The following is a 19,112-nucleotide window of genomic DNA, read 5'->3' as shown; positions in this document are numbered from 1 at the left end:
ACCCCTGACATAGCGAGGACCAGTCGATGAAATCAGCAGTCATCGTCTTTCCCGGTTTGAATCGCGACCGCGACATGATCGCGGCGTTGACCAAGGTATCGGGCACCGCCCCAGCGACAGTCTGGCATCAAGATGCCGACTTGCCTGACGTCGACCTGATCGTCATTCCGGGCGGCTTTTCCTACGGCGACTATCTTCGTTGTGGCGCTATCGCTGCGCGCTCGCCGATCATGGACAAGGTGCGCGAACGCGCCGCCAAGGGCGTCAAGGTTCTCGGCGTTTGCAACGGCTTCCAGATCCTCATCGAGGCAGGCCTGTTGCCCGGCGCGCTGATGCGCAATATGAGCCTCAAATTCGTCTGCCGCGAGGTCAAGCTCGAGGTCGTCAACGCTGAGACCGACTTCACGCGTGGCTATTCCAAGGGCCAGGTGTTCCGCTGCCCCGTGGCGCACCATGACGGCAACTACTTCGCTGACGCCGACACCATCGCGCGTCTCGAAGGCGATGACCGCGTGGCGTTCCGCTATGCCGAAAGCACCAATCCGAACGGCTCGATCAACGACATCGCCGGCATTTTCAATGAGCAGAAGAACGTGCTCGGCCTGATGCCGCACCCCGAAAATCTGATCGAAGCGGCCCATGGCGGCGACGACGGACGCGCTCTGTTCTCTGGCCTCTTGGGTAAGGCCGCCTGATGTCGGTACGCGCGCCGGTCAATCCGCGCACGCTTTTGACCTGGCTCGGTCTGACTTTCGGCGCCAGTGGCCTTGTGCTGCAGTTCGTCATCTCGATGCAGGTCTACCTGACTGACGGTCGGGATATTCCCGGCGCGCTCGGCGCGTTCTTTGCCTATTACACGATCCTGACCAACTGCATCTTGGTGCTGATCTACCTGTCCGAAGTGACCACGTTCCGCTGGCTCGACATTTTCCGTGGCCCGGTGTTTCGCGGCATGATGGCGGCGTGTATCGCGCTGGTCACCATCTACGTCTATCTGGTGCTGCGTCACCTGACAGAGCTCGATGGCCTGTTCGATCTGGCCGACCGCATCCTGCATTATCTCTGCCCGGTGCTGTATCTGCTGTGGTGGATCGTGCGACAGCCGCATGGCGGGCTGAGGTGGTCCAATCTGCCGATCATGCTGGTGCCGACACTGGTCTATTTTGCCTATGCAATGGCCCGCGGCGCCTGGGTGATGGAATACCCCTACCCCTTCATGAACGCCATCAAGCTCGGCTATGGCGAAGTGCTGCTCAGCGCGGTCTATATGGCCGTGGCTCTGGCCGTGCTCAGCGCCTGCGTGATCGCGCTCGATCATGTTCTCGGCAAACCGCGGCGGCCTTTGATCGATGGCTGAACTCGCGCAACCCGTCAGCGTCGGCATCGTGATCTTCGACGGCGTCGAGGAACTCGATTTCGTGGGTCCATGGGAAGTCTTCACCATGGCCAAGCAGATCGGCGCGCCGCTTGAGGTGTTCACCGTCGGCTGGCCCGAACCCGCCATCCGCTGCGCCAAGGGCCTTTACGTCGTCGCCGACCACGCCTTTGGCAATGTTCCCAAGACCGACGTCGTGCTGATCCCCGGCGGCAGAGGCACGCGTGCCTTGGCCGAGAACGAGAACTTCATCGCTGCGCTCAAGCCCTACCTGGCGCAGGCCACCTGGCAGACATCGGTCTGCACGGGCGCAGCCCTGCTCGGCAAGGCCGGGATCCTTGATGGCAAGCACGCCACCACCAATCGCAATGCCTTCGATTTCTTCCGCGCCGCCGCCCCCAACGCCATTCTCGAAGAACAACTGCGCTATGTCCGCGACGGCCATGTGCTGACTGGCGCCGGCGTCTCCGCCGGTATCGACATGGCGCTATGGCTCGTTGGCCATCTGTTTGGCGACGACGTCGCCCGCTCCACCCAGACTTTCATGGAATATTTTCCAGAGCCTCCCTACGGAAACGCTTCTTGATGACCCCCTATCAGAACAACATCGCCATCACCCCAAAGCTCGTTGCGGACCACGGTCTCAAGCCCGATGAGTTCGAAAAGATCGTTGCCCTGATCGGCCGCCAGCCGACCTATACCGAGCTCGGTATTTTCTCGGCGATGTGGAACGAGCACTGCTCCTACAAGTCGTCCAAGAAGTGGCTCAAGACGCTGCCGACCACTGGTCCGCGTGTCATTCAGGGCCCCGGCGAGAATGCTGGTGTGGTCGATATCGGCGACGGTCAGGCGATCGTCTTCAAGATGGAATCGCACAACCATCCGAGCTTCATCGAGCCCTATCAGGGCGCGGGCACCGGCATGGGCGGCATTCTGCGCGACGTCTTCACCATGGGCGCCCGCCCGGTCGCAGCGATGAACGCGCTGCGGTTCGGCGCGCCTGAGCACGAGAAGACCAAACACCTCGTTTCCGGCGTCGTTGCCGGCATCGGCGGCTACGGCAATGCGTTCGGTGTTCCGACCGTGGGCGGCGAAGTCGAATTCGACGAGCGCTACAACGGCAATATCCTGGTCAACGCTTTCGCGGCGGGTCTGGCTGACACCGACAAAATTTTCTACTCCAAGGCCGAAGGTGTTGGCCTGCCGGTCGTCTATCTCGGCGCCAAGACTGGCCGCGATGGCGTTGGTGGCGCGACCATGGCATCGGCGGAATTCGGTGACGATATAGAAGAGAAGCGCCCCACCGTTCAGGTTGGCGACCCCTTCACCGAGAAGCGACTGCTCGAAGCGTGCCTCGAGCTGATGGCTACGGGCGCCGTCATCGCCATTCAGGACATGGGTGCAGCGGGCCTGACCTGCTCGGCCGTCGAAATGGGCGCCAAGGGCGACCTCGGCATTGAGCTGGACCTCGACAAGGTGCCGGTGCGCGAAGCGCAGATGACGCCCTATGAGATGATGCTGAGCGAGAGCCAGGAGCGCATGCTCATGGTGCTGCATCCCGAGAAGGAAGCAGAAGCCCGCGCCGTCTTCGTCAAGTGGGAACTCGATTTCGCCACTGTAGGCTTCACCACCGACGACCTCCGTTTCCGCGTGAAGTGGCAGGGCGAGGAAGTCGCCAATCTGCCGATCAAGGAACTGGGCGACGAAGCCCCCGAATATGATCGCCCATGGACGCCAGCCGCACCGGCTGCAGCGCTTGCCGCCGATGACGTGCCGCAGATGGACGTGGCCGACGCCCTGCTCAAGCTGGTTGGTGGTCACCAGACCGCCTCGCGCCGCTGGGTGTTCGAGCAATATGACACGCTCATTCAGGGCAATTCCCTGCAGCGCCCCGGTGGCGACGCCGGCGTGATCCGCGTCGAAGGCCACGAGACCAAAGGCCTCGCCTTCACCTCGGACGTCACCCCACGCTATTGCGAAGCCGACCCCTATGAGGGTGGCAAGCAGGCTGTGGCCGAAGCGTGGCGCAACCTGACCGCAACCGGCGCCGAGCCCCTCGCCGCCACCGACAACCTCAACTTCGGCAATCCCGAGCGTCCTGAAATCATGAGCCAGCTGGTTCATGCCATCAAGGGCATCGGCGAAGCCTGCACGGCTCTGGATTTCCCGATCGTTTCGGGCAACGTGTCGCTCTACAACGAAACCAACGGTCGCGGCATTCTGCCGACACCGACCATTGGCGGCGTTGGCCTGTTGCCCGACTGGAGCCAGATGGCCCGCATCGGCTTTGCCGCTGCAGATCAGGTGATCCTCCTCGTAGGCGCACCGGGCAATCGCGGCACCCATCTTGGCCAGTCGATTTATCTGCGTGACCTGTTTGGTCGCCGCGATGGTTCGGCACCCCATGTCGATCTGGCCCATGAGCGCCGCACCGGCGACTTCGTGCGCAAGCTGATCCGCTCGGGTATCGTCACCGCCTGCCACGACCTCAGCGATGGTGGCCTTGGCGTTGGCCTGGCCGAAATGTCCATCGCGTCTGGCATTGGCGCGACTGTCGTCGACATCAACGATCACGATCCGATCCTGCAGTATTTCGGCGAAGATCAGGGCCGTTACCTTTTGACCGTCAATCTCGACCCGCAGGGCGAGGAACTGATGGCGCTGTGGAACGAGGCCAAGGAACTGGGCATTTTCGCGCCCTGGATCGGCACGACCGGCGGCACCGACCTCGTGCTCGGCGCGGCCAAGCCGGTTTCGGTTGCGGCGCTCAAGGCTGCTCACGAAGGCTGGTTCCCCCGCTTCATGGACGAACAGGCTGCATAATAGTCGTATCTGGCTTATGATAGCCGCTCTTTGGAGTGCTTTGGCACCCAAGGGCGGCGTCATTTTGTGGAGACTACAATGAACCTCAGACCGGCAATCGGCTGCCTTGCGGCCCTATCTATGAGCCTGCTGCCGGCGACCGCCTTTGCTCAGAGTGTCAACGTCACCCGTTCGATTCTGAACAATGAGCCCTATACGGTCATCTATCCAGAAGAGATGACCGCCACCGGCGGCGCGGGCGAACCGCTGACGCTGAACAATCCCAACGCGCCGCTACAATGCACTCTTGAGATCGTGCCGGTCGAAGATACCAACTGGACGCCGCAGAGCGCGCTGGACGATCTCAACGACGCAAATGTCACCTCCGGCTGGAGCCAGCAGTTCCCTGGCTTCACGCTCGGCATCAAGACGACCACGGCTTACCAGAGTGGCCCGGCTCTGCTTTACGACGGCACCTCGACCGACTCGCCGCAGGGTATTCCCCTGACCATCGTCCACACCGAGACCGTCGATTCGGGTCGCGGCTATGCGCTCGACTGCATTTACGCGACCGATGTGGCCGAACGCGCCCGGCCAATCGTTGATTTTATCATCGCTAATTTTTCGACCCGTTCGGACGCAGAGTGCTGCGTAGGCGTGGAAGTCGACCCTTCCGAGACCGCGCCGGCACCCGCTACGCCCTAAAGCGATTGCGCCCTTCGTATTGAAGGCACCACCCCCTCATGCCATATCATGGGGAACGGTCGGCACGTCGCCGACGCAGGTAAGGAGTTGAGCCATGCCCATGGATGCGAGCGAAATCGAACGCCGGATCAAGACGGCTCTCCCCGATGCGGATATCGATATCCGCGATCTGGCCGGGGATGGCGACCATTGGGCCGCCACGGTCAAATCCGAACAGTTCCGCGGCAAGACCCGCGTGCAGCAGCACAAGCTGGTTTACGATGCACTGCAGGGCGATATGGGCGGCGCTTTGCATGCCCTGGCCCTCCAGACTGTTTTGCCCGACTGATCCATGACGCTCCGCGAGTCGCTCGATCTGATCCGCATGGTCCGCCCCGAGGCGGGCACTGCGGCGATTGAGCATGAGATACTCGCGGAGCGCGCCTCCTCGCTCGGCGCTGCCGAACGCAAGGTCATCGACGCGATTGCCGCGCTGTCGACTGCAACGGGTGACCGTGACGATAAGCTCGGCGAGGCCCGTAATGTGGTCTGGGCCTATTTCGTGCAACGCGAACTGGTCGGCTTCCGCAAGCATACCGATGTGATTCAGGAACTCAGCATTCCCGGCGAAGTGCTTGTCGGGCTTGGCGCAATGACCAAGCCGAAGTGACACGCGCGGTCTTTTTCGACGTCGATGGCGTGCTGGTCCACGGCTATCACGCGCGGCCCGACCTGCAGCAGCGCTGGGACGAAAACCTGCTGGCCGACCTTGGTGTCGACCCTGAACGCTTCCGCGCCGAATTCATCTACGGCGTCTTCATCAAAAAGGTCGTCGTCGGCCAGATGGCGCTGATCACCGCACTTGACCGCGTCCTGCCCTTGCTCGGATACAAAGGCTCGTCGATGGCGTTCGCCCACTATTGGCTGACGCACGACAGCAAGCTCAACCTTCCCCTCCTCGATCTCATCCGACGCCTAAAACAGAAAAACGACATCCGCCTGTTCATTGCCACCAACCAGGACCACATGCGCGCCCTGTGGCTCTGGCAAACTTTAGGCCTTGGCGAGCTGTTCGAGGATATCTTTTACTCGGCCCGTATCGGCGTCCGGAAGCCCGAACCGGCCTATTTCGATTTCATCGAGCAGCGGATCGGCCCGCAAAGCGAGCCGCCATTGTTTTTCGACGACACACGCAAGGTGGTCGACGGCGCGCGCCGATACGGCTGGGACGCAGTCCAATTCGACACTATCGACGACTGCGTCAATCATCCCTGGATCGCTGCACGACTGACCTGATTTACCTGGAGACACCGCACCTATGAAGCGCACCATTTTGCTGACCGCCCTGCTCGGTATTATCGCCACCCCTGCCTTGGCGCAGGAGGCGCAATGTTTTCAGAACGATCAGTTTCTGGTCATAGGCCAGGAACGCCTTGACGAAGTGGGCACCGATTTCCTCATTCGGGCGCCGGCCAAGGGCAAGATCGCCTGCATCTTTGAGCAACAGCCCGGCGATCTGGCCATCGGCGGCCCCGATGATGCGTTTTGGTATGAGGGGCTGGCCGGACGCTATCTTGTTCTCACCCGCTCCACCGGGCCTGATGGCGACGTGGTGATCTACGACCTGGCGAATGGCGATCCTGTGACGCCTTACATCGAGGTCCCGGCGGACGACGAGATCACAATAGACAATGATTCAGTCACCTATTGGGCCCGAGGCGTCGAAGGGACCGCGGAAAATTGCCCCGGATATGCAGACGCTGTTGCAAATGGATGGGGCACCGTGATTGCCAATGAAGTGGTGCTCGATATTGCCACGGGCGACGTCCATGCCACAGGACAAAGCCACTGCAGCACGACACAGTGAGCATGGCGCAAGCATCTCGACAGCGCATGTTTGCTACCCTATTTAAAGGCAGCAGCAAGCGGGCCTTGACCCCGCCCATCGAAAGGTTTTTCCCATGACCGATATCAACGCCTTCATCGACGACAAGGTAAAGAACAACGACATCTTCCTGTTCATGAAGGGGTCGCCAGATTTTCCGCAGTGCGGGTTCTCCGGTCAGGTCGTCCAGATTCTGAACTATCTTGGCGTTGAATATGGTAGCGCCAATGTGCTCGACAGCGCTGAACTGCGCGACGGCATCAAGGCCTACACCAACTGGCCAACTATTCCCCAGCTCTACGTGAAGGGTGAATTCATCGGCGGCGCCGATATCATTCGCGAAATGTTCCAGGCCGGTGAGCTGCAGACGCATCTCCAGGGCGCCGGTATCGAAGTCAAGCAGACCGCCTGATTTCAGCGCATTTCAAAGCCCGGTCAGTGACCGGGCTTTTTGCTGCCTCATCACTGAAATTGATACTGCCATTCCGCAATATCACTAGTCGGAATGGTGGGCCGGGCGTAAATAGAATGTCCCACCTGGACAAATCTCATGAACGCGACCGCCCTTCGCCCCGCAGTCCCCCTGATTGTGCTGATCATCGCCGGCTGCGCCATTGCCGCCATCGGTAACGGTGTTCGCACCAGCTTCGGCCTATTCACCCTCCCGATGACGACCGATCTGGGCCTGACCCGCGAGGGCTGGGCCATGGCGATGGCGATCCAGAACCTGGCATGGGGCATCGCGCAGCCATTCGCCGGGGCGTTTGCCGACCGAGTCGGCACTGGCCGGACTATCGCTGCCGGCGCTGCGATCTACGCGCTCGGGGTGTTCGGCATGGCGTTTTCGCCAGACGCGGGCATCATGACCCTGACGGCCGGTATCGTCACCGGCGTCGGCATTGCCATCTGTTCCTTCTCGGTCGTGATGGCCGCCTTTGGTCGCTCTGTTCCGGCCGAGAAGCGCTCGCTGATTTTTGGCGTTGCCACCGCTGCGTCGTCCTTCGGCCAGTTTGCTTTCGCCCCGATCAGCCAGGGCTTCATCAATGCCTTTGGCTGGCAGTCTGCCCTGATCTACCTGGCCTTCGCGCTGTTGCTGATCATTCCGCTCAGCTATGCCCTGCGCGGCCGCACCGAGAATACTACCGGCGAGGCCGACCTGCCGTTCATGGAAGCGCTATCCAAGGCCTGGGGCTACGGCTCTTACCGCCTGCTGGTCATCGGCTTTTTCGTCTGCGGTTTCCACCTGGCCTTCATCAACGTCCACCTGCCCGCCTATCTGGTGCAGTGTGGCCTGTCGCCTGAAGTCGGCAGTTGGACCATCGCGGTCATCGGCCTGTTCAATATCGTTGGTTCGCTGCTGGCCGGCTATCTCGGCGGTCGCCTGCCCAAGCAGTTGCTGCTGGCCTCGATCTACCTGCTGCGCGCTGTGGCCATCGGGGCGTTCCTTTTGATCCCGGTCAGCGAGACCACCGCCTATGCCTTTGCGGCGTCGATGGGTCTGCTCTGGCTGTCGACTGTGCCACTGACGGCCGGTTTGGTCAGCCTGTTCTTTGGCGCACGCTATCTCGGCATGTTCTATGGCCTCGCCTTCTTCAGCCATCAGCTCGGCTCGTTCGTCGGCGTCTGGCTCGGCGGCTACGTCTATGACGTGACCGGCTCCTATAGCCTCGTCTGGTATCTGAGCATCGTGCTGGGCCTGGCTTCTGCAGCTGTCCATATCCCGATCAACGAGCGCAAGGCGCCACACTTTACGCCCAAGACCGCCGCCGCCTGATCCATCGGTTACCGCCGATAAAGTCTTGCAAATGTTGACCCGCGAGGTCATGGTCCGCGCATTATTCCTGCGCCCATGCTCTCGCGGCGATTAATTCCAGGTCCCATTGATGTCCGATCATTTTACGCGGGTGCTTCCCCGCCACGAATTCATTGCCCTTATGGCTGCCTTGATGGCGCTGAATGCACTGGCGATCGACGTCATGTTGCCGGCGCTGCCCTACATGGGTGAATCGCTTGGCGTGACGAGCGAGAACGAACGCCAGTTCGTGATTTCGTCCTACATGCTCGGCATGGGCGTGGCGCAGCTGGCCTTCGGACCGCTGACCGACCGCTTCGGGCGCCGCGCGCCACTGCTGTTCGGCATGGGTATTTATGTCGTTGCCGCGCTGACCGCCATTTTCGCCCCGAGCTTTGGCGCCCTGCTTGCCCTGCGCGTTGTTCAGGGCATGGGCGCAGCCAGCGTGCGCGTCATCTCCACCGCCGTGATCCGCGACCGGTACGAGGGCCGCGCCATGGCCGAGGTCATGTCGCTGGTCTTCATGGTGTTCATGGCTATTCCGATCATTGCGCCTGGCATCGGCCAGGTGATCCTGCTGGTCGGCGACTGGCACAATATTTTCATCTTCATGGGCCTGCTGGCTGCCGCTTTCTGGGCCTGGACCTTTTTCCGCCTGCCCGAAACGCTGCCGCTGGCCAATCGCCGTCCGCTGAGCTTTAAGGCCGTAGTACATGGCTTTGCGCTGGTCTTTGGCAACCGCGTCGCCTTCTCCTATGGCCTTGCCGGGACGTTCCTGTTTGGCGCGCTGTTTGGCTTCATCAGCTCCAGTCAGCAGATCTATGTCGATATCTATGGGCTGGGCGTTTACTTCCCCATCGCCTTTGCCGGCATGGCAGGCCTGATGGGCATCTCGTCCTTCACCAATTCCAAGATCGTGCGCCGCTTCGGCATGCGGCGGCTGTCGCATGGCGCCATGCTGGTCTTTACCGCCTTCAGCGGCATCTGGTTGATCCTGGCGCTGATCGGCTTCATGCCGCTCTGGCTGTTCCTGTGCCTGCTCGCCGTCATCATGTTTTGCTTCGGCTGGTCGGCATCCAATATGAACTCGCTGTCGATGGAGCCACTGGGCGCCGTCGCAGGGACGGCGGCGGCCGTGTTCGGCTTCATCCAGACCGTTGGTGGCGCGCTGATCGGTGGCTATACCGGCCAGATGTTCAACGGCACCACCGTTCCCGCCGCGACAGGCTACTTCCTGATGGGCGTGCTGGCACTGGTCTGCATTCTCGTCGCGGAACGCGGCCGGCTGTTTGGCGTGGGCGAGCAATATGCCCACCCAACGCTCGCCCAGGACCCAGGCCACTAATCCGGTTTGGGTGCGGCCTGCCCTTCGAACTGGCCGCGGTCGCTGACCACCTGATCGATCAGACCCCAGTCGCGGGCCTGTTCGGGCGTCATGAAGTTGTCGCGCTCGAGCGCCGTTTCGACCTCTTCATAGGTGCGGCCGCAGTGCTTGGCGTAGAGCATGTTCATGCGCCGCTTGAGGCGCATGCTTTCTTCGGCATGCAGCATAATATCGGTGACCTTGCCCTGAAAGCCGCCACTGGGCTGATGCAGCATGATCGAGGCATTGGGCAGGCAGATGCGGCTGCCCTTTTCGCCCGCCATCAGCAGGAACGACCCCGCCGACATCGCCATGCCCATGCATAGAGTGCCCACCGGCGAGCGGATGAACTGCATCGTGTCATACATGGCCAGCGCCGCTGTCACGACGCCGCCGGGTGAGTTGATATAAAGGCTTATCTCCTTTTTCGGATTCTCCGACTCAAGGAACAGCAGCTGGGCGCAGACCAGCGACGACATGCCCTCCTCGATCTCGCCATTGATGAAGATGATCCGCTCGCGCAGCAGCCGCGAGTAGATGTCGAACGAGCGTTCCCCGCGTGAGGATTGTTCGACGACCATAGGGACGAGTTGCATCATGTCGCGCATCGGCGATCTCCGTTCAGGGACTGATTTGAAACTTGGGGGTTAGGCGACCAGCAGCATGGTTTGATTGCTGTTGGCGGCGGACGGGACGGTGACCGGTTCGTGGGTGAGCCTGAACCAGGTGCCGCCGTCATTGGTGGGCGTCAGTTCGAAGGTGACGAGACTATCCTCGGCACCGACAATGGCGCCCTGCCCGGCCTCGCGCCAGCTATAGGTGAGGCTGCGATTTTCTTCCGACGTCACCACCGCCAGATCGATATTCTGGTCAGGCTTGATCCAGCGCGCCAGATATTCGGGGATGGTCAGCGCCCGCCAGACCTTTTCCGGCGGCGCATCGAGCTCACATTCAAACACCAGCGCTTCGGTATCGGTCATTGATCCATCTCCTTGAGCAGGTCTTTGAGGCCATCGATGCGGCTCGGCCAGAAGGCACGGTAACGGGCCAACCAATCATGCAGCGGCGCCATCCCCTCGGGCGCGACGCGATAGTTGACGTAGCGCCCCTCGCGGCGCTCGCTGATCAGCCCGGCGCAGCGCAGCACCGCCAGATGCTGGCTCATCGCCGGCTGGCTGATGGCAAAGCCCTCGCGCAGATCGGTCGCGGTCATCTCGCCACTCGCCAGCCGTTCGAGCACGGCACGGCGGGTTGGATCGGACAGCACTTTGAAAATATCGACTTCGCTCATGCAGAGACATAAGCACGGACTTATGTGTCATTGCAAGGGCCATGCGCAAGCGCCGCCTGAAATGCGGTTGTCATGAGCTGCAATGGCGAGACCTTGATCCCGAATGGAGTAGTAAAATGTGAGACCAAGGTCTCGCCATCACGCCGGGGCTTTTCACGGGTCGGGCATGGCGGGCCATTTCGCAGACCTCGGCAGCACACATTTCCCCCGCGTGACAGGAGCGACCTCCCATCCCCGGCTGCCTTCACGCTCATTCACTCGTCATGACCGGCTCTGGCGTGAAGGTGGAGCAAGGATACGGGAGGAATTTGGGGTGGGGATAAGATTTAGGGTCAGATGGCTTCAGTCGACACCCTCCCCCTTGAGGGGAGGGATCAAGGGAGGGGGTGAGTCACGGGCACCGAGTTTGCGGATAGATACCCCCACCCTGCTCGATGGACGGACTTAGCAAACGCTAAGTCCTATCTCACTTCCCTCCCCTCAAGGGGGAGGGTGAACTCCACTCCAGTCTAAAGCCGGAGTGGACTCCCCTGCTTGGTGCGGGACGAACGGGATTGAGTGGGCAACGGTGGGATCGGAATACCCCCACCTAGCCCCCCCCCTTTTCAGGGGGAGGAATACGTGCGGTGATTGCCGCTGGGTTCGCCGCAAACTGGATAGGCTCTTCCCCCTTTTCAGGGGGAGGTTGGGTGGGGGAATACTTTTCTTACCGGTGCCCTACCGACCCACCCCTCAGAACGTAAACACCTCACGCCGCAGCACATCCCAGCTGTCGCGATCTGTCGTGACCAGCAGGCCACCATCGACGTGGCTGGGGAGATAGGCCGTGCCGTCAAGCCGCGCGGCATAGGCGCCGGCTTCCTGGCTGATGAGGACGCCGGCGAGGTGGTCCCAGGGCATCAGCTTGTTCCAGCAGCCGAACTGGGCGTGGCCGGAGGCGAAGGTGCGGTATTCGTGGCCGGCACAGCGGAAATTGGAGACGACGCGGACCTTGGCGAGATTTGCCAGAACGGTCGGTCGAACATCAGCAGGAATGTAGGATACCGAGGCGCAGCCGACCATTTCGGCCAGTGGCAGGGGCGCGGCGACATGCAGACGCACGGCTTCGCCATTGGGGCGGCGCAGCCAGGCGCCGGCGCCCTTTTCGGCCATGATCCAGTCATCGCCCATCGGGTCATAGATGATGCCGGCGACAGTTTCGCCCTTGGAGACGACCGAGGCCATTGTGGCAAACAACGGCAGGCCGGCGGCGTAGTTGGCAGTGCCATCAATCGGATCGACCACCACCGCCAGATCGGCATGGGCGAGCCTGGGCAACAGAGCCGGATCTGCAGCCACCGATTCCTCGCCGACGAACAGGGCGTCGGGCATCCACTTGGCGATACGGGCCTTGATGACGTTTTCGGTGGCGATATCGGCCTCGGTGACAAGATCGATGGCTTCGGTCTTGATGTGGACCATCGAGCCATCGAGACGGCGGAAGCGCGGCAGGGCTTCGGCCCGCGCCGCGTCGCGCAGGATATTGGCGAGGTCCATCACATCAAACGTCACGAGGCAGTCCTTTTGTCGAACAGGGCATTGAAGTCGAACAGCTTGGTATCGAGCATGTGGCTGGCATTGATATTGCCCAGCGCGCGGATCATGACGTCCTTGCGGCCCGGCATGCGCTTTTCGATATCGCCGAGCATGGCCTTCATGGCGTTGCGCTCAAGCCCATCCTGGCTGCCGCAGAGATCGCAGGGGATGATCGGGAAGGCCATGGCGTCGGAGAAGCGCTGCAGGTCTTCCTCGGCGCAGTAGATCAGCGGGCGCAGCACCTCGATGTCGCCCTCGTCATTGAGCAGGCGCGGCGGCATGGCGGCGAGCTTGCCGCCATGGAACATGTTCATGAAGAACGTTTCGAGGCTGTCGTCGCGATGATGACCCAGCACCAGCGCGGTGCAGCCTTCTTCGCGCGCGATGCGATAGAGATTGCCACGGCGCAGGCGGGAGCAGAGCGAGCAATAGGTCGCCCCGGCCGGCAGCTTACTGGTGACGATCGAATAGGTGTCCTTGTATTCGATGCGGTGCGCGATCCCCAGCCCGGTCAAAAATTCGGGCAGAATGTGCTTGGGGAAATTGGGCTGGCCCTGATCAAGATTGCAGGCGAGCAATTCCACCGGCAGCATGCCGCGCCATTTCAGATCGAGCAGCAGCGCCATCAGGCCATAGCTGTCCTTGCCACCCGAAAGGGCGACGAGCCACTTCTCGCCCGGCCGCACCATGGCGAACTTTTCGAGCGCCTCGCGCGTGTTCCGGATCAGGCGCTTGCGCAGCTTGTTGAACTCGCCGCTGCGCGGGGCATTGCCATAGATCGGGTGCCCGCCGCTCTCGATGTCGTCAGCCGCATCTGGCGCGGCTTCCATGACCTCACTCATGGCGAAACTCTCTTTGCTGTCATGGCGTAGCTGATAGCGCCCCCTGCCCTTGAGGGGAAGCAAAACCGGGCGGTGCAAACCTTACCAAAGATTAATTCCGCACTCTTGCTTTAGGCCAAATTACGGCAGCTAGTTGACCTCATTCACTCGGCACCCTGGAGACTCGTGGTGTTTCGGTCCTTCTTCCCCAATCCCAAATATTTCTTCACATCAGCCGTCGCCTGGACGGTGTTGTGCATGGCGCTGTGGTTCGGCCTCGGCTCGACCCTGCAGCGCTTCCTGAGCCTTGGTCCGTGGCTCGGCATTGTGCCCAGCGAAGCCAATCCCGACCCGTTCTTCAGCCCCGACAAGGTCTGGCTGTACCAGTTCATCCTGATGTCGGGCTATCTGTTCTGCGTGCCCTGGTATTTCCTCAACGACAACAAGCGTTGGTACTGGTGGTCCGTGGTCGGGACCGTGACCATCATCGAAGTGGTCTATTTCGACGTCCAGATCGGCGCCTGGATGAACGACTGGTATGGCGCGTTCTTCAACCTCATCCAGGGCGCGATGACCACGCCCGGTAGTGTCTCGCTCGACACCATGTATGGCGAGTTGACAACGGTGCTCTACGTTTTGCTGCCGCGCATCGCGGTATTGGTGCTCAACGCGTTCTTCATCGCGCACTATCTGTTCCGCTGGCGCCGGGCCATGACGTTCTTCTACCTCACCCACTGGCAGAGCCTGCGCCACATAGAAGGCTCGTCCCAGCGTATTCAGGAGGACGCGCAGCGCTTCGCCAATATCGTGGAAGGCCTGGCGGTCGCCTTCGTGTCGTCCATCATGACGTTGCTGGTTTTCCTGCCGCTGCTATGGGAGCTGTCGACACACATCACCGAGCTGCCGCTAGTGGGCGCGGTGAATGGTAGCCTGGTCTGGGTGGCGCTGATGTCGGCCATTTTCGGCACCGTGTTGCTTGGCCTTGTCGGCGTGAAGCTACCGGGGCTCGAGTTCCAGAACCAAAGGGTCGAGGCAGCGTTCCGCAAGGAACTGGTCTATGGCGAAGACAATGCCGGACGCGCCCGGCCGGTGACGGCGCGGGAATTGTTCCTCGGCGTCCAGCGCAACTACTTCACCCTCTATGGGCACTATCTCTACTTCAACGTCGCACGCTACGTTTACCTGCAGGGCGCCAATTTCGTGCCGCTGATCGCGATGGCGCCGTCAATCGTTGCGGGTACTCTGACGTTTGGTCTGTTCCAGCAGGTCAGCAACGCCTTCGGACAGGTGGAGGACTCGTTCCGCTTCCTTGCCAATTCGTGGACCACGATCATCTCGCTGATCTCGGTCTACAAACGTCTGCGGGCGTTTGAGTCCCACATTCCAGGCGATGCGATCTCGGGCGTGGACTACAACGATCCGCGGTTCCTCGCGACCGAAGCGGGCTTCCCGCCACTCGATCTCCGCGAAGATGGCATGCCAATTCAGCCACCTATTGGGACCTGAAGTGACTGGATCGGGGGCTGTTCCGCCACTGCGATCGACCGGTCGCCGCCCCCTCACCCCGACCCTCTCCCCTCAGGGGAGAGGGGACGACTAATGGCGCAGGGACAAGCACAAACAAAAAGGGCCGCTCCGAGGAGCGGCCCTTTCCAATTCTGTAATTGTACTGCGATTAACGCGAGTAGAATTCGACGACCAGGTTTGGTTCCATCTGAACCGGGTATGGCACATCCGACAGAGCCGGAACGCGCACGAAGACCGCGGTCATCTTGTTGTGGTCGGCATCGACGTAATCAGGAACGTCGCGCTCGGCCAGCTGGGTTGCTTCGATCAGGACGGTCAGCTGCTTGGAGCGCTCGCGCACTTCAATCTTGTCGCCGACCTTGACCTGATAGGATGGGATGTTCACGCGCTGGCCGTTGACCAGGATGTGGCCGTGCGACACGAACTGGCGCGCAGCAAACACGGTAGCAACGAACTTCGCACGATAGACGATCGCGTCGAGACGCGACTCGAGCAGGCCGATCAGGTTCTCGCCGGTGTCGCCCTTAACGCGGGCAGCTTCGGTGTAAAGACGCTTGAACGCCTTTTCGGTGACCGAACCGTAATAGCCCTTGAGCTTCTGCTTGGCGCGGAGCTGCAGACCGTAGTCCGAAAGCTTGCCCTTGCGGCGCTGACCATGCTGGCCGGGGCCATATGCACGGGCATTGAGTGGGGACTTCGGACGGCCCCAGATGTTTTCGCCAAGACGGCGATCGATCTTGTACTTGGCTGAATGACGCTTCGACATCGCGTATCCTTCTTAACAGTTGAATGGATCGCGCCCTCCTCTGCCACCCTTGCGGATGACCGACAGACCCCAAATAGATTAGGAGATCCCGGGTGCGCCTATGGGCCAGAGGCCCGAATAGGTGGCCGCGTGATACCGAGGGCGTGCCAAGGAGTCAAGCACGACGCCTGATTATGGCTTGGCCAAGGGCTCGGCGACGCCATCGGCGACCATTTTGTGGTCGAGCGAGCGCTGTTCGCGCAGGCCCGGGAAGATCAGGCTCCACACACCAGCCACCGCCATGGCCCCGAATCCACCGATCACTACCGCCGCCACCGGCCCAATGAAGTGCGCCACGGTACCGGCACGGAACTCGCCCAATTCGTTTGAGGCGCCAATAAACACCGAGTTCACGGCATTGACGCGGCCACGGACCTCCTCAGGCGTCCAGAGCTGCATGATGGTTTCGCGGATGGTCACGCTGACCATGTCGGACGCGCCCACCATGGCAAGCGCGGGGATCGACAACCAGATCGAGGTCGAGAAACCAAAGACGACGGTGAAGGCCCCGAATAGCGCGACGAAGACGAAGAGGATGCGCCCGGCGAAGTTGCGAATGGGGAATCGCGTGAGGAACAAAGCCATGGCGATGGCTCCGATTCCCGGCGCGGCACGCAGCAGGCCATTGGCGATGGAGCCGCCATGCAGAATGTCGGTGGCATAGATCGGCAGCATGGCCACGGCACCGCCCATCAGCACCGCGAACATGTCGAGCGAGATGGCGCCGAGCACAACCTTATTGCTGAAAATATAGCGGAAACCGCCCAACAGCGTCTCCATGCTGGTGGTCTGCGCCGCCTCGCGCTGCACGGGTTTGGGGATCATCAACACCGTCACAACCGCGCAGACAAGGAGCGCCGCACCGGTACCGAATGGAATGGCAGGCGCAAAGGCATAGAGAACGCCGCCCAAAGCCGGGCCGGCGATGGAGGCGAACTGCCAGGCCGAGGCATTAACGGTGATCGCGTTGCTCAACGCTTCGGCGGGCACCAGATTGGGTGCGAGCGATTGAGCTGCGGGGCCCCAAAAGGCGCGTGCGGTGCCGAGCACGACGAGAATGCCGAACAGCGGCCAGATTTCATGCGCCTGCGCTTCGGTGAACAGCAGGAAGCCAATGGCGCACAGCAGTTCGACGCTGAGGCATATCGCCATGATGCGGCGGCGGTTGAACCGGTCGGCGGTGAGGCCGGTAATGAGGATGAGCACGAGCGCCGGTGCGAAGAGGCAGAGGCCCACGAGACCAACCAGCAGCGGTTCGCGGGTGACCTCGTAAATCTGATAGGCGATCGACACCGACATAATCTGGACCGCAAAGCTCACCAGCAAAGTGGTCAGCCAGAAAAAGCGGAAGCCAATATAGGTGAAGGCAAGGCGGGATGTGTCGGCGGGGGCGGCGGTGCTCATATCCGGGCTGTGACACGACAGATTGTCGCAGTCAAAGGCGGAATCAGGCGGAAGCGTTCGGTGGTGACGATTGTGATGGTGGTGTTGCGGAGGGAGGGGGTTTTCCGACCACCTCAACCAGCCAAGGCCCCCTCACCCGGCGCTGCACGCCGACCCTCGGGTCAAGCCCGAGGGCAGGCTCTCTCCCCCAAGGGAGAGGGTGAAGAGCCGGCTACTCTTCGCCCACGTCCTTCTTCACCGCAGGTTTCTGCCGGTTTGGGTTTGGTCGCAGATGCCGGCGGTCTATGGAGGAGATGACGCCGCGGAGGGTGCGGATTTCCTGCGAAGAGAAGTTGCCGCGCGAAAGGGCTGTGCGGAGGTTGTCGACCATTCCCGGCTTTTTCTCAGGGGTGGTGAAAAAGCCGGACTGGTCCAGCACGCCTTCGAGATGTTCGAACAGGCCCACAAGTTCGCTTTTGGGCGCGGCGTCGAGCAGGCCGCTATCGAAGGGCAGCTTTTGGGAGAGTCCGGCGTGGCGGCGCCATTCGTAGGCGAGGATCAGCACGGCCTGCGCGATATTGAGCGAGGCAAAGGCTGGTTCCACCGGCAGGGTGACGATGGTGTTGGCGAGGGCGACTTCCTCGTTGAGCAGGCCCCATTTCTCGCGGCCGAACAGCAGGCCGACGCCCTGCCCGGCGGCAATCGTCGCAGACATGCGGATCGCGGCTTCGTCCGGGCCGATGACTTCCTTTTGCAGGTCACGCGAACGGGCGGTGGTAGCCAGCACCAGATTGAGGTCGGAAACAGCTTCTTCGAGCGTTTCGAAAACGCGGACGCGTTCGATGACGTGGTCGGCGCGCGAGGCGGCGGCGATGGCGCGTTCATTGGGCCAACCGTCGCGGGGGCGAACCAGGCGCAGGTCCCATAGCCCGAAATTGGCCATGGCGCGCGCGGCTGTGCCGATGTTTTCGCCCAGCTGCGGCTCACACAGGATCACCGCCGGAGATGGCAGAAATTCAATTTTGATGGAGGTGTCTGTGCCGGCCATGTCGCCCAATCCTGTAAGATCAGGCGCTCATAGCCCCTTTTGACCACTTAGGGCAATTCAGGCGACGCGGTGACGAAAGGGGAAGTCCTGAACTTTGGTCGAGCGCTGCCACTCACGGTCAAGGATTGCGAACTGCATTTCCTCGTCCCATTCGCCCTGGAACAGCGCGTGTTCGCGATAATGCGCCTCAAGCCGCATGCCCAGTTCCTGCATCAATTTGATGGAGTGATGGTTGCGGCCATCGCTGCGCGCTGAAACGCGGTGAATGTGGAAATGATCGAAAGCCAGATCGAACATGGCGCTGACCGCTTCACGAGTGAAGCCCTGACCCGCGAAGGTCGGGTTGATGAGGAACCGAATCTCGCCCTGCCCGGCAGTGGCATCCGACCAGTGCAGCGAGACATGGCCAATCAGCGCGTGGTCGCCCCGGCGCACCATGGCCAGAGTGAGCGTGTCACCCGGACGCTGCAGACTGACATGATGGCGCAAAATGCTGAGGGCGCCAGCCACATCTCTCTTGTCGCGCGTCTTGGTAAACACATAACGCTGCATCGAAGGCAGCGAGTGATACGCGCTCAGACTCTCCACGTCCCCGCGCTCGAAAGTGCGCAGCACGAGCCGCTCCGTCTCAATTGGCAATGTCAATGACGACATGTCTTCCTCTCCCTGATCCGCCTTAGCCCTGTGGGCACAACGTCATCCGATTCAGGGAAGTTCCTGTCACGCCGAAGAAAAATTGTATCCCGGCAGAAACATTGGAA

22 protein-coding genes are annotated in these 19,112 nt (G+C 61.3%); 13 read left to right on the top strand and 9 right to left on the bottom strand.

Annotated features, from left to right (window positions below):
- Positions 1–26: 26 nt before the first annotated feature.
- From purQ to ABIE28_RS05175, 12 genes are all read left to right on the top strand, one after another.
- Positions 27–695 carry a phosphoribosylformylglycinamidine synthase subunit PurQ gene (gene purQ / locus ABIE28_RS05230; RefSeq protein ID WP_354060787.1) on the top strand — a complete coding sequence of 223 codons (669 nt, stop codon included), beginning with the start codon at positions 27–29 and terminating at the stop codon, positions 693–695.
- On the top strand, positions 695–1,357 hold the full coding sequence (locus tag ABIE28_RS05225) for a Pr6Pr family membrane protein (protein WP_354060785.1): 663 nt from the start codon (positions 695–697) through the stop codon (positions 1,355–1,357). Before purQ ends, ABIE28_RS05225 begins: the two co-directional genes overlap by 1 nt.
- Entirely contained in the window at positions 1,350–1,961 is a 612-nt protein-coding gene (locus tag ABIE28_RS05220) for a DJ-1/PfpI family protein (protein WP_354060784.1), read from the top strand. The genes ABIE28_RS05225 and ABIE28_RS05220 overlap by 8 nt, the downstream gene beginning before the upstream one ends.
- On the top strand, positions 1,961–4,198 hold the full coding sequence (purL, locus tag ABIE28_RS05215; protein WP_354060782.1) for a phosphoribosylformylglycinamidine synthase subunit PurL: 2,238 nt from the start codon (positions 1,961–1,963) through the stop codon (positions 4,196–4,198). The genes ABIE28_RS05220 and purL overlap by 1 nt, the downstream gene beginning before the upstream one ends.
- Positions 4,199–4,276: 78 nt before the next feature.
- Complete coding sequence (locus tag ABIE28_RS05210) at positions 4,277–4,882, top strand: hypothetical protein (RefSeq protein WP_354060780.1); 606 nt, start codon at positions 4,277–4,279, stop codon at positions 4,880–4,882.
- 94 nt (positions 4,883–4,976) lie between these two features.
- Entirely contained in the window at positions 4,977–5,210 is a 234-nt protein-coding gene (locus ABIE28_RS05205; protein ID WP_354060778.1) for a BolA/IbaG family iron-sulfur metabolism protein, read from the top strand.
- 3 nt (positions 5,211–5,213) lie between these two features.
- A complete protein-coding gene (locus ABIE28_RS05200) occupies positions 5,214–5,531 on the top strand; it encodes a DUF6665 family protein (RefSeq protein ID WP_354060776.1) in 318 nt (105 codons plus the stop codon).
- On the top strand, positions 5,528–6,157 hold the full coding sequence (locus tag ABIE28_RS05195) for an HAD family hydrolase (protein WP_354060774.1): 630 nt from the start codon (positions 5,528–5,530) through the stop codon (positions 6,155–6,157). The genes ABIE28_RS05200 and ABIE28_RS05195 overlap by 4 nt, the downstream gene beginning before the upstream one ends.
- A 22-nt stretch (positions 6,158–6,179) precedes the next feature.
- Entirely contained in the window at positions 6,180–6,728 is a 549-nt protein-coding gene (locus ABIE28_RS05190; protein WP_354060772.1) for a hypothetical protein, read from the top strand.
- A 94-nt stretch (positions 6,729–6,822) separates the two neighbouring features.
- Positions 6,823–7,158: a Grx4 family monothiol glutaredoxin gene (grxD, locus tag ABIE28_RS05185; RefSeq protein ID WP_354060770.1), complete on the top strand. Its 336-nt coding sequence runs from the start codon at positions 6,823–6,825 to the stop codon at positions 7,156–7,158.
- Positions 7,159–7,296: 138 nt separating this feature from the next.
- On the top strand, positions 7,297–8,520 hold the full coding sequence (locus ABIE28_RS05180; RefSeq protein ID WP_354060768.1) for an MFS transporter: 1,224 nt from the start codon (positions 7,297–7,299) through the stop codon (positions 8,518–8,520).
- A 109-nt stretch (positions 8,521–8,629) separates the two neighbouring features.
- The gene (locus ABIE28_RS05175; protein ID WP_354060766.1) at positions 8,630–9,883 is read left to right on the top strand and encodes a multidrug effflux MFS transporter; all 1,254 of its coding nucleotides are present in this window, start codon (positions 8,630–8,632) and stop codon (positions 9,881–9,883) included.
- Here ABIE28_RS05175 and ABIE28_RS05170 read toward each other — a convergent pair.
- The 5 genes from ABIE28_RS05170 to ttcA form a co-directional block, all read right to left on the bottom strand.
- On the bottom strand, positions 9,880–10,509 hold the full coding sequence (locus ABIE28_RS05170; protein WP_354060764.1) for an ATP-dependent Clp protease proteolytic subunit: 630 nt from the start codon (positions 10,507–10,509) through the stop codon (positions 9,880–9,882). The two genes, ABIE28_RS05175 and ABIE28_RS05170, sit on opposite strands and share 4 nt — an antisense overlap.
- Positions 10,510–10,548: 39 nt before the next feature.
- On the bottom strand, positions 10,549–10,881 hold the full coding sequence (locus ABIE28_RS05165; RefSeq protein WP_354060761.1) for an SRPBCC domain-containing protein: 333 nt from the start codon (positions 10,879–10,881) through the stop codon (positions 10,549–10,551).
- The gene (locus ABIE28_RS05160) at positions 10,878–11,192 is read right to left on the bottom strand and encodes an ArsR/SmtB family transcription factor (protein WP_354060759.1); all 315 of its coding nucleotides are present in this window, start codon (positions 11,190–11,192) and stop codon (positions 10,878–10,880) included. The genes ABIE28_RS05165 and ABIE28_RS05160 overlap by 4 nt, the downstream gene beginning before the upstream one ends.
- 732 nt (positions 11,193–11,924) lie before the next feature.
- Positions 11,925–12,728: an inositol monophosphatase family protein gene (locus tag ABIE28_RS05155; RefSeq protein ID WP_354066403.1), complete on the bottom strand. Its 804-nt coding sequence runs from the start codon at positions 12,726–12,728 to the stop codon at positions 11,925–11,927.
- A gap of 11 nt (positions 12,729–12,739) precedes the next feature.
- Positions 12,740–13,597, bottom strand: coding sequence for a tRNA 2-thiocytidine(32) synthetase TtcA (gene ttcA / locus ABIE28_RS05150; protein ID WP_502913427.1), 858 nt, complete (start codon positions 13,595–13,597; stop codon positions 12,740–12,742).
- Between the two features lie 180 nt (positions 13,598–13,777).
- Here ttcA and sbmA point away from each other — a divergent pair, with 180 nt between their 5' ends.
- Positions 13,778–15,094, top strand: a complete 1,317-nt coding sequence (gene sbmA / locus ABIE28_RS05145; RefSeq protein ID WP_354060755.1) for a peptide antibiotic transporter SbmA — start codon at positions 13,778–13,780, stop codon at positions 15,092–15,094.
- 169 nt (positions 15,095–15,263) lie between these two features.
- Here sbmA and rpsD read toward each other — a convergent pair whose 3' ends face one another.
- The 4 genes from rpsD to ABIE28_RS05125 all read right to left on the bottom strand — a co-directional run bounded on the left by rpsD (position 15,264) and on the right by ABIE28_RS05125 (position 19,005).
- Positions 15,264–15,881: a 30S ribosomal protein S4 gene (rpsD, locus tag ABIE28_RS05140; RefSeq protein WP_354060753.1), complete on the bottom strand. Its 618-nt coding sequence runs from the start codon at positions 15,879–15,881 to the stop codon at positions 15,264–15,266.
- Between the two features lie 171 nt (positions 15,882–16,052).
- Positions 16,053–17,324, bottom strand: a complete 1,272-nt coding sequence (locus ABIE28_RS05135) for an MFS transporter (RefSeq protein WP_354060751.1) — start codon at positions 17,322–17,324, stop codon at positions 16,053–16,055.
- Between the two features lie 211 nt (positions 17,325–17,535).
- A complete protein-coding gene (locus ABIE28_RS05130) occupies positions 17,536–18,351 on the bottom strand; it encodes an RNA methyltransferase (protein ID WP_354060749.1) in 816 nt (271 codons plus the stop codon).
- 57 nt (positions 18,352–18,408) lie between these two features.
- A complete protein-coding gene (locus tag ABIE28_RS05125; RefSeq protein ID WP_354060747.1) occupies positions 18,409–19,005 on the bottom strand; it encodes a GNAT family N-acetyltransferase in 597 nt (198 codons plus the stop codon).
- Between the last annotated feature and the right edge of the window lie 107 nt (positions 19,006–19,112).

The organism is Devosia sp. 2618, from assembly GCF_040546815.1.
Classification (GTDB): domain Bacteria; phylum Pseudomonadota; class Alphaproteobacteria; order Rhizobiales; family Devosiaceae; genus Devosia.
Note: the sequence above shows the minus strand (reverse complement) of the source record. Positions and strands in the feature narration are given on the sequence as shown.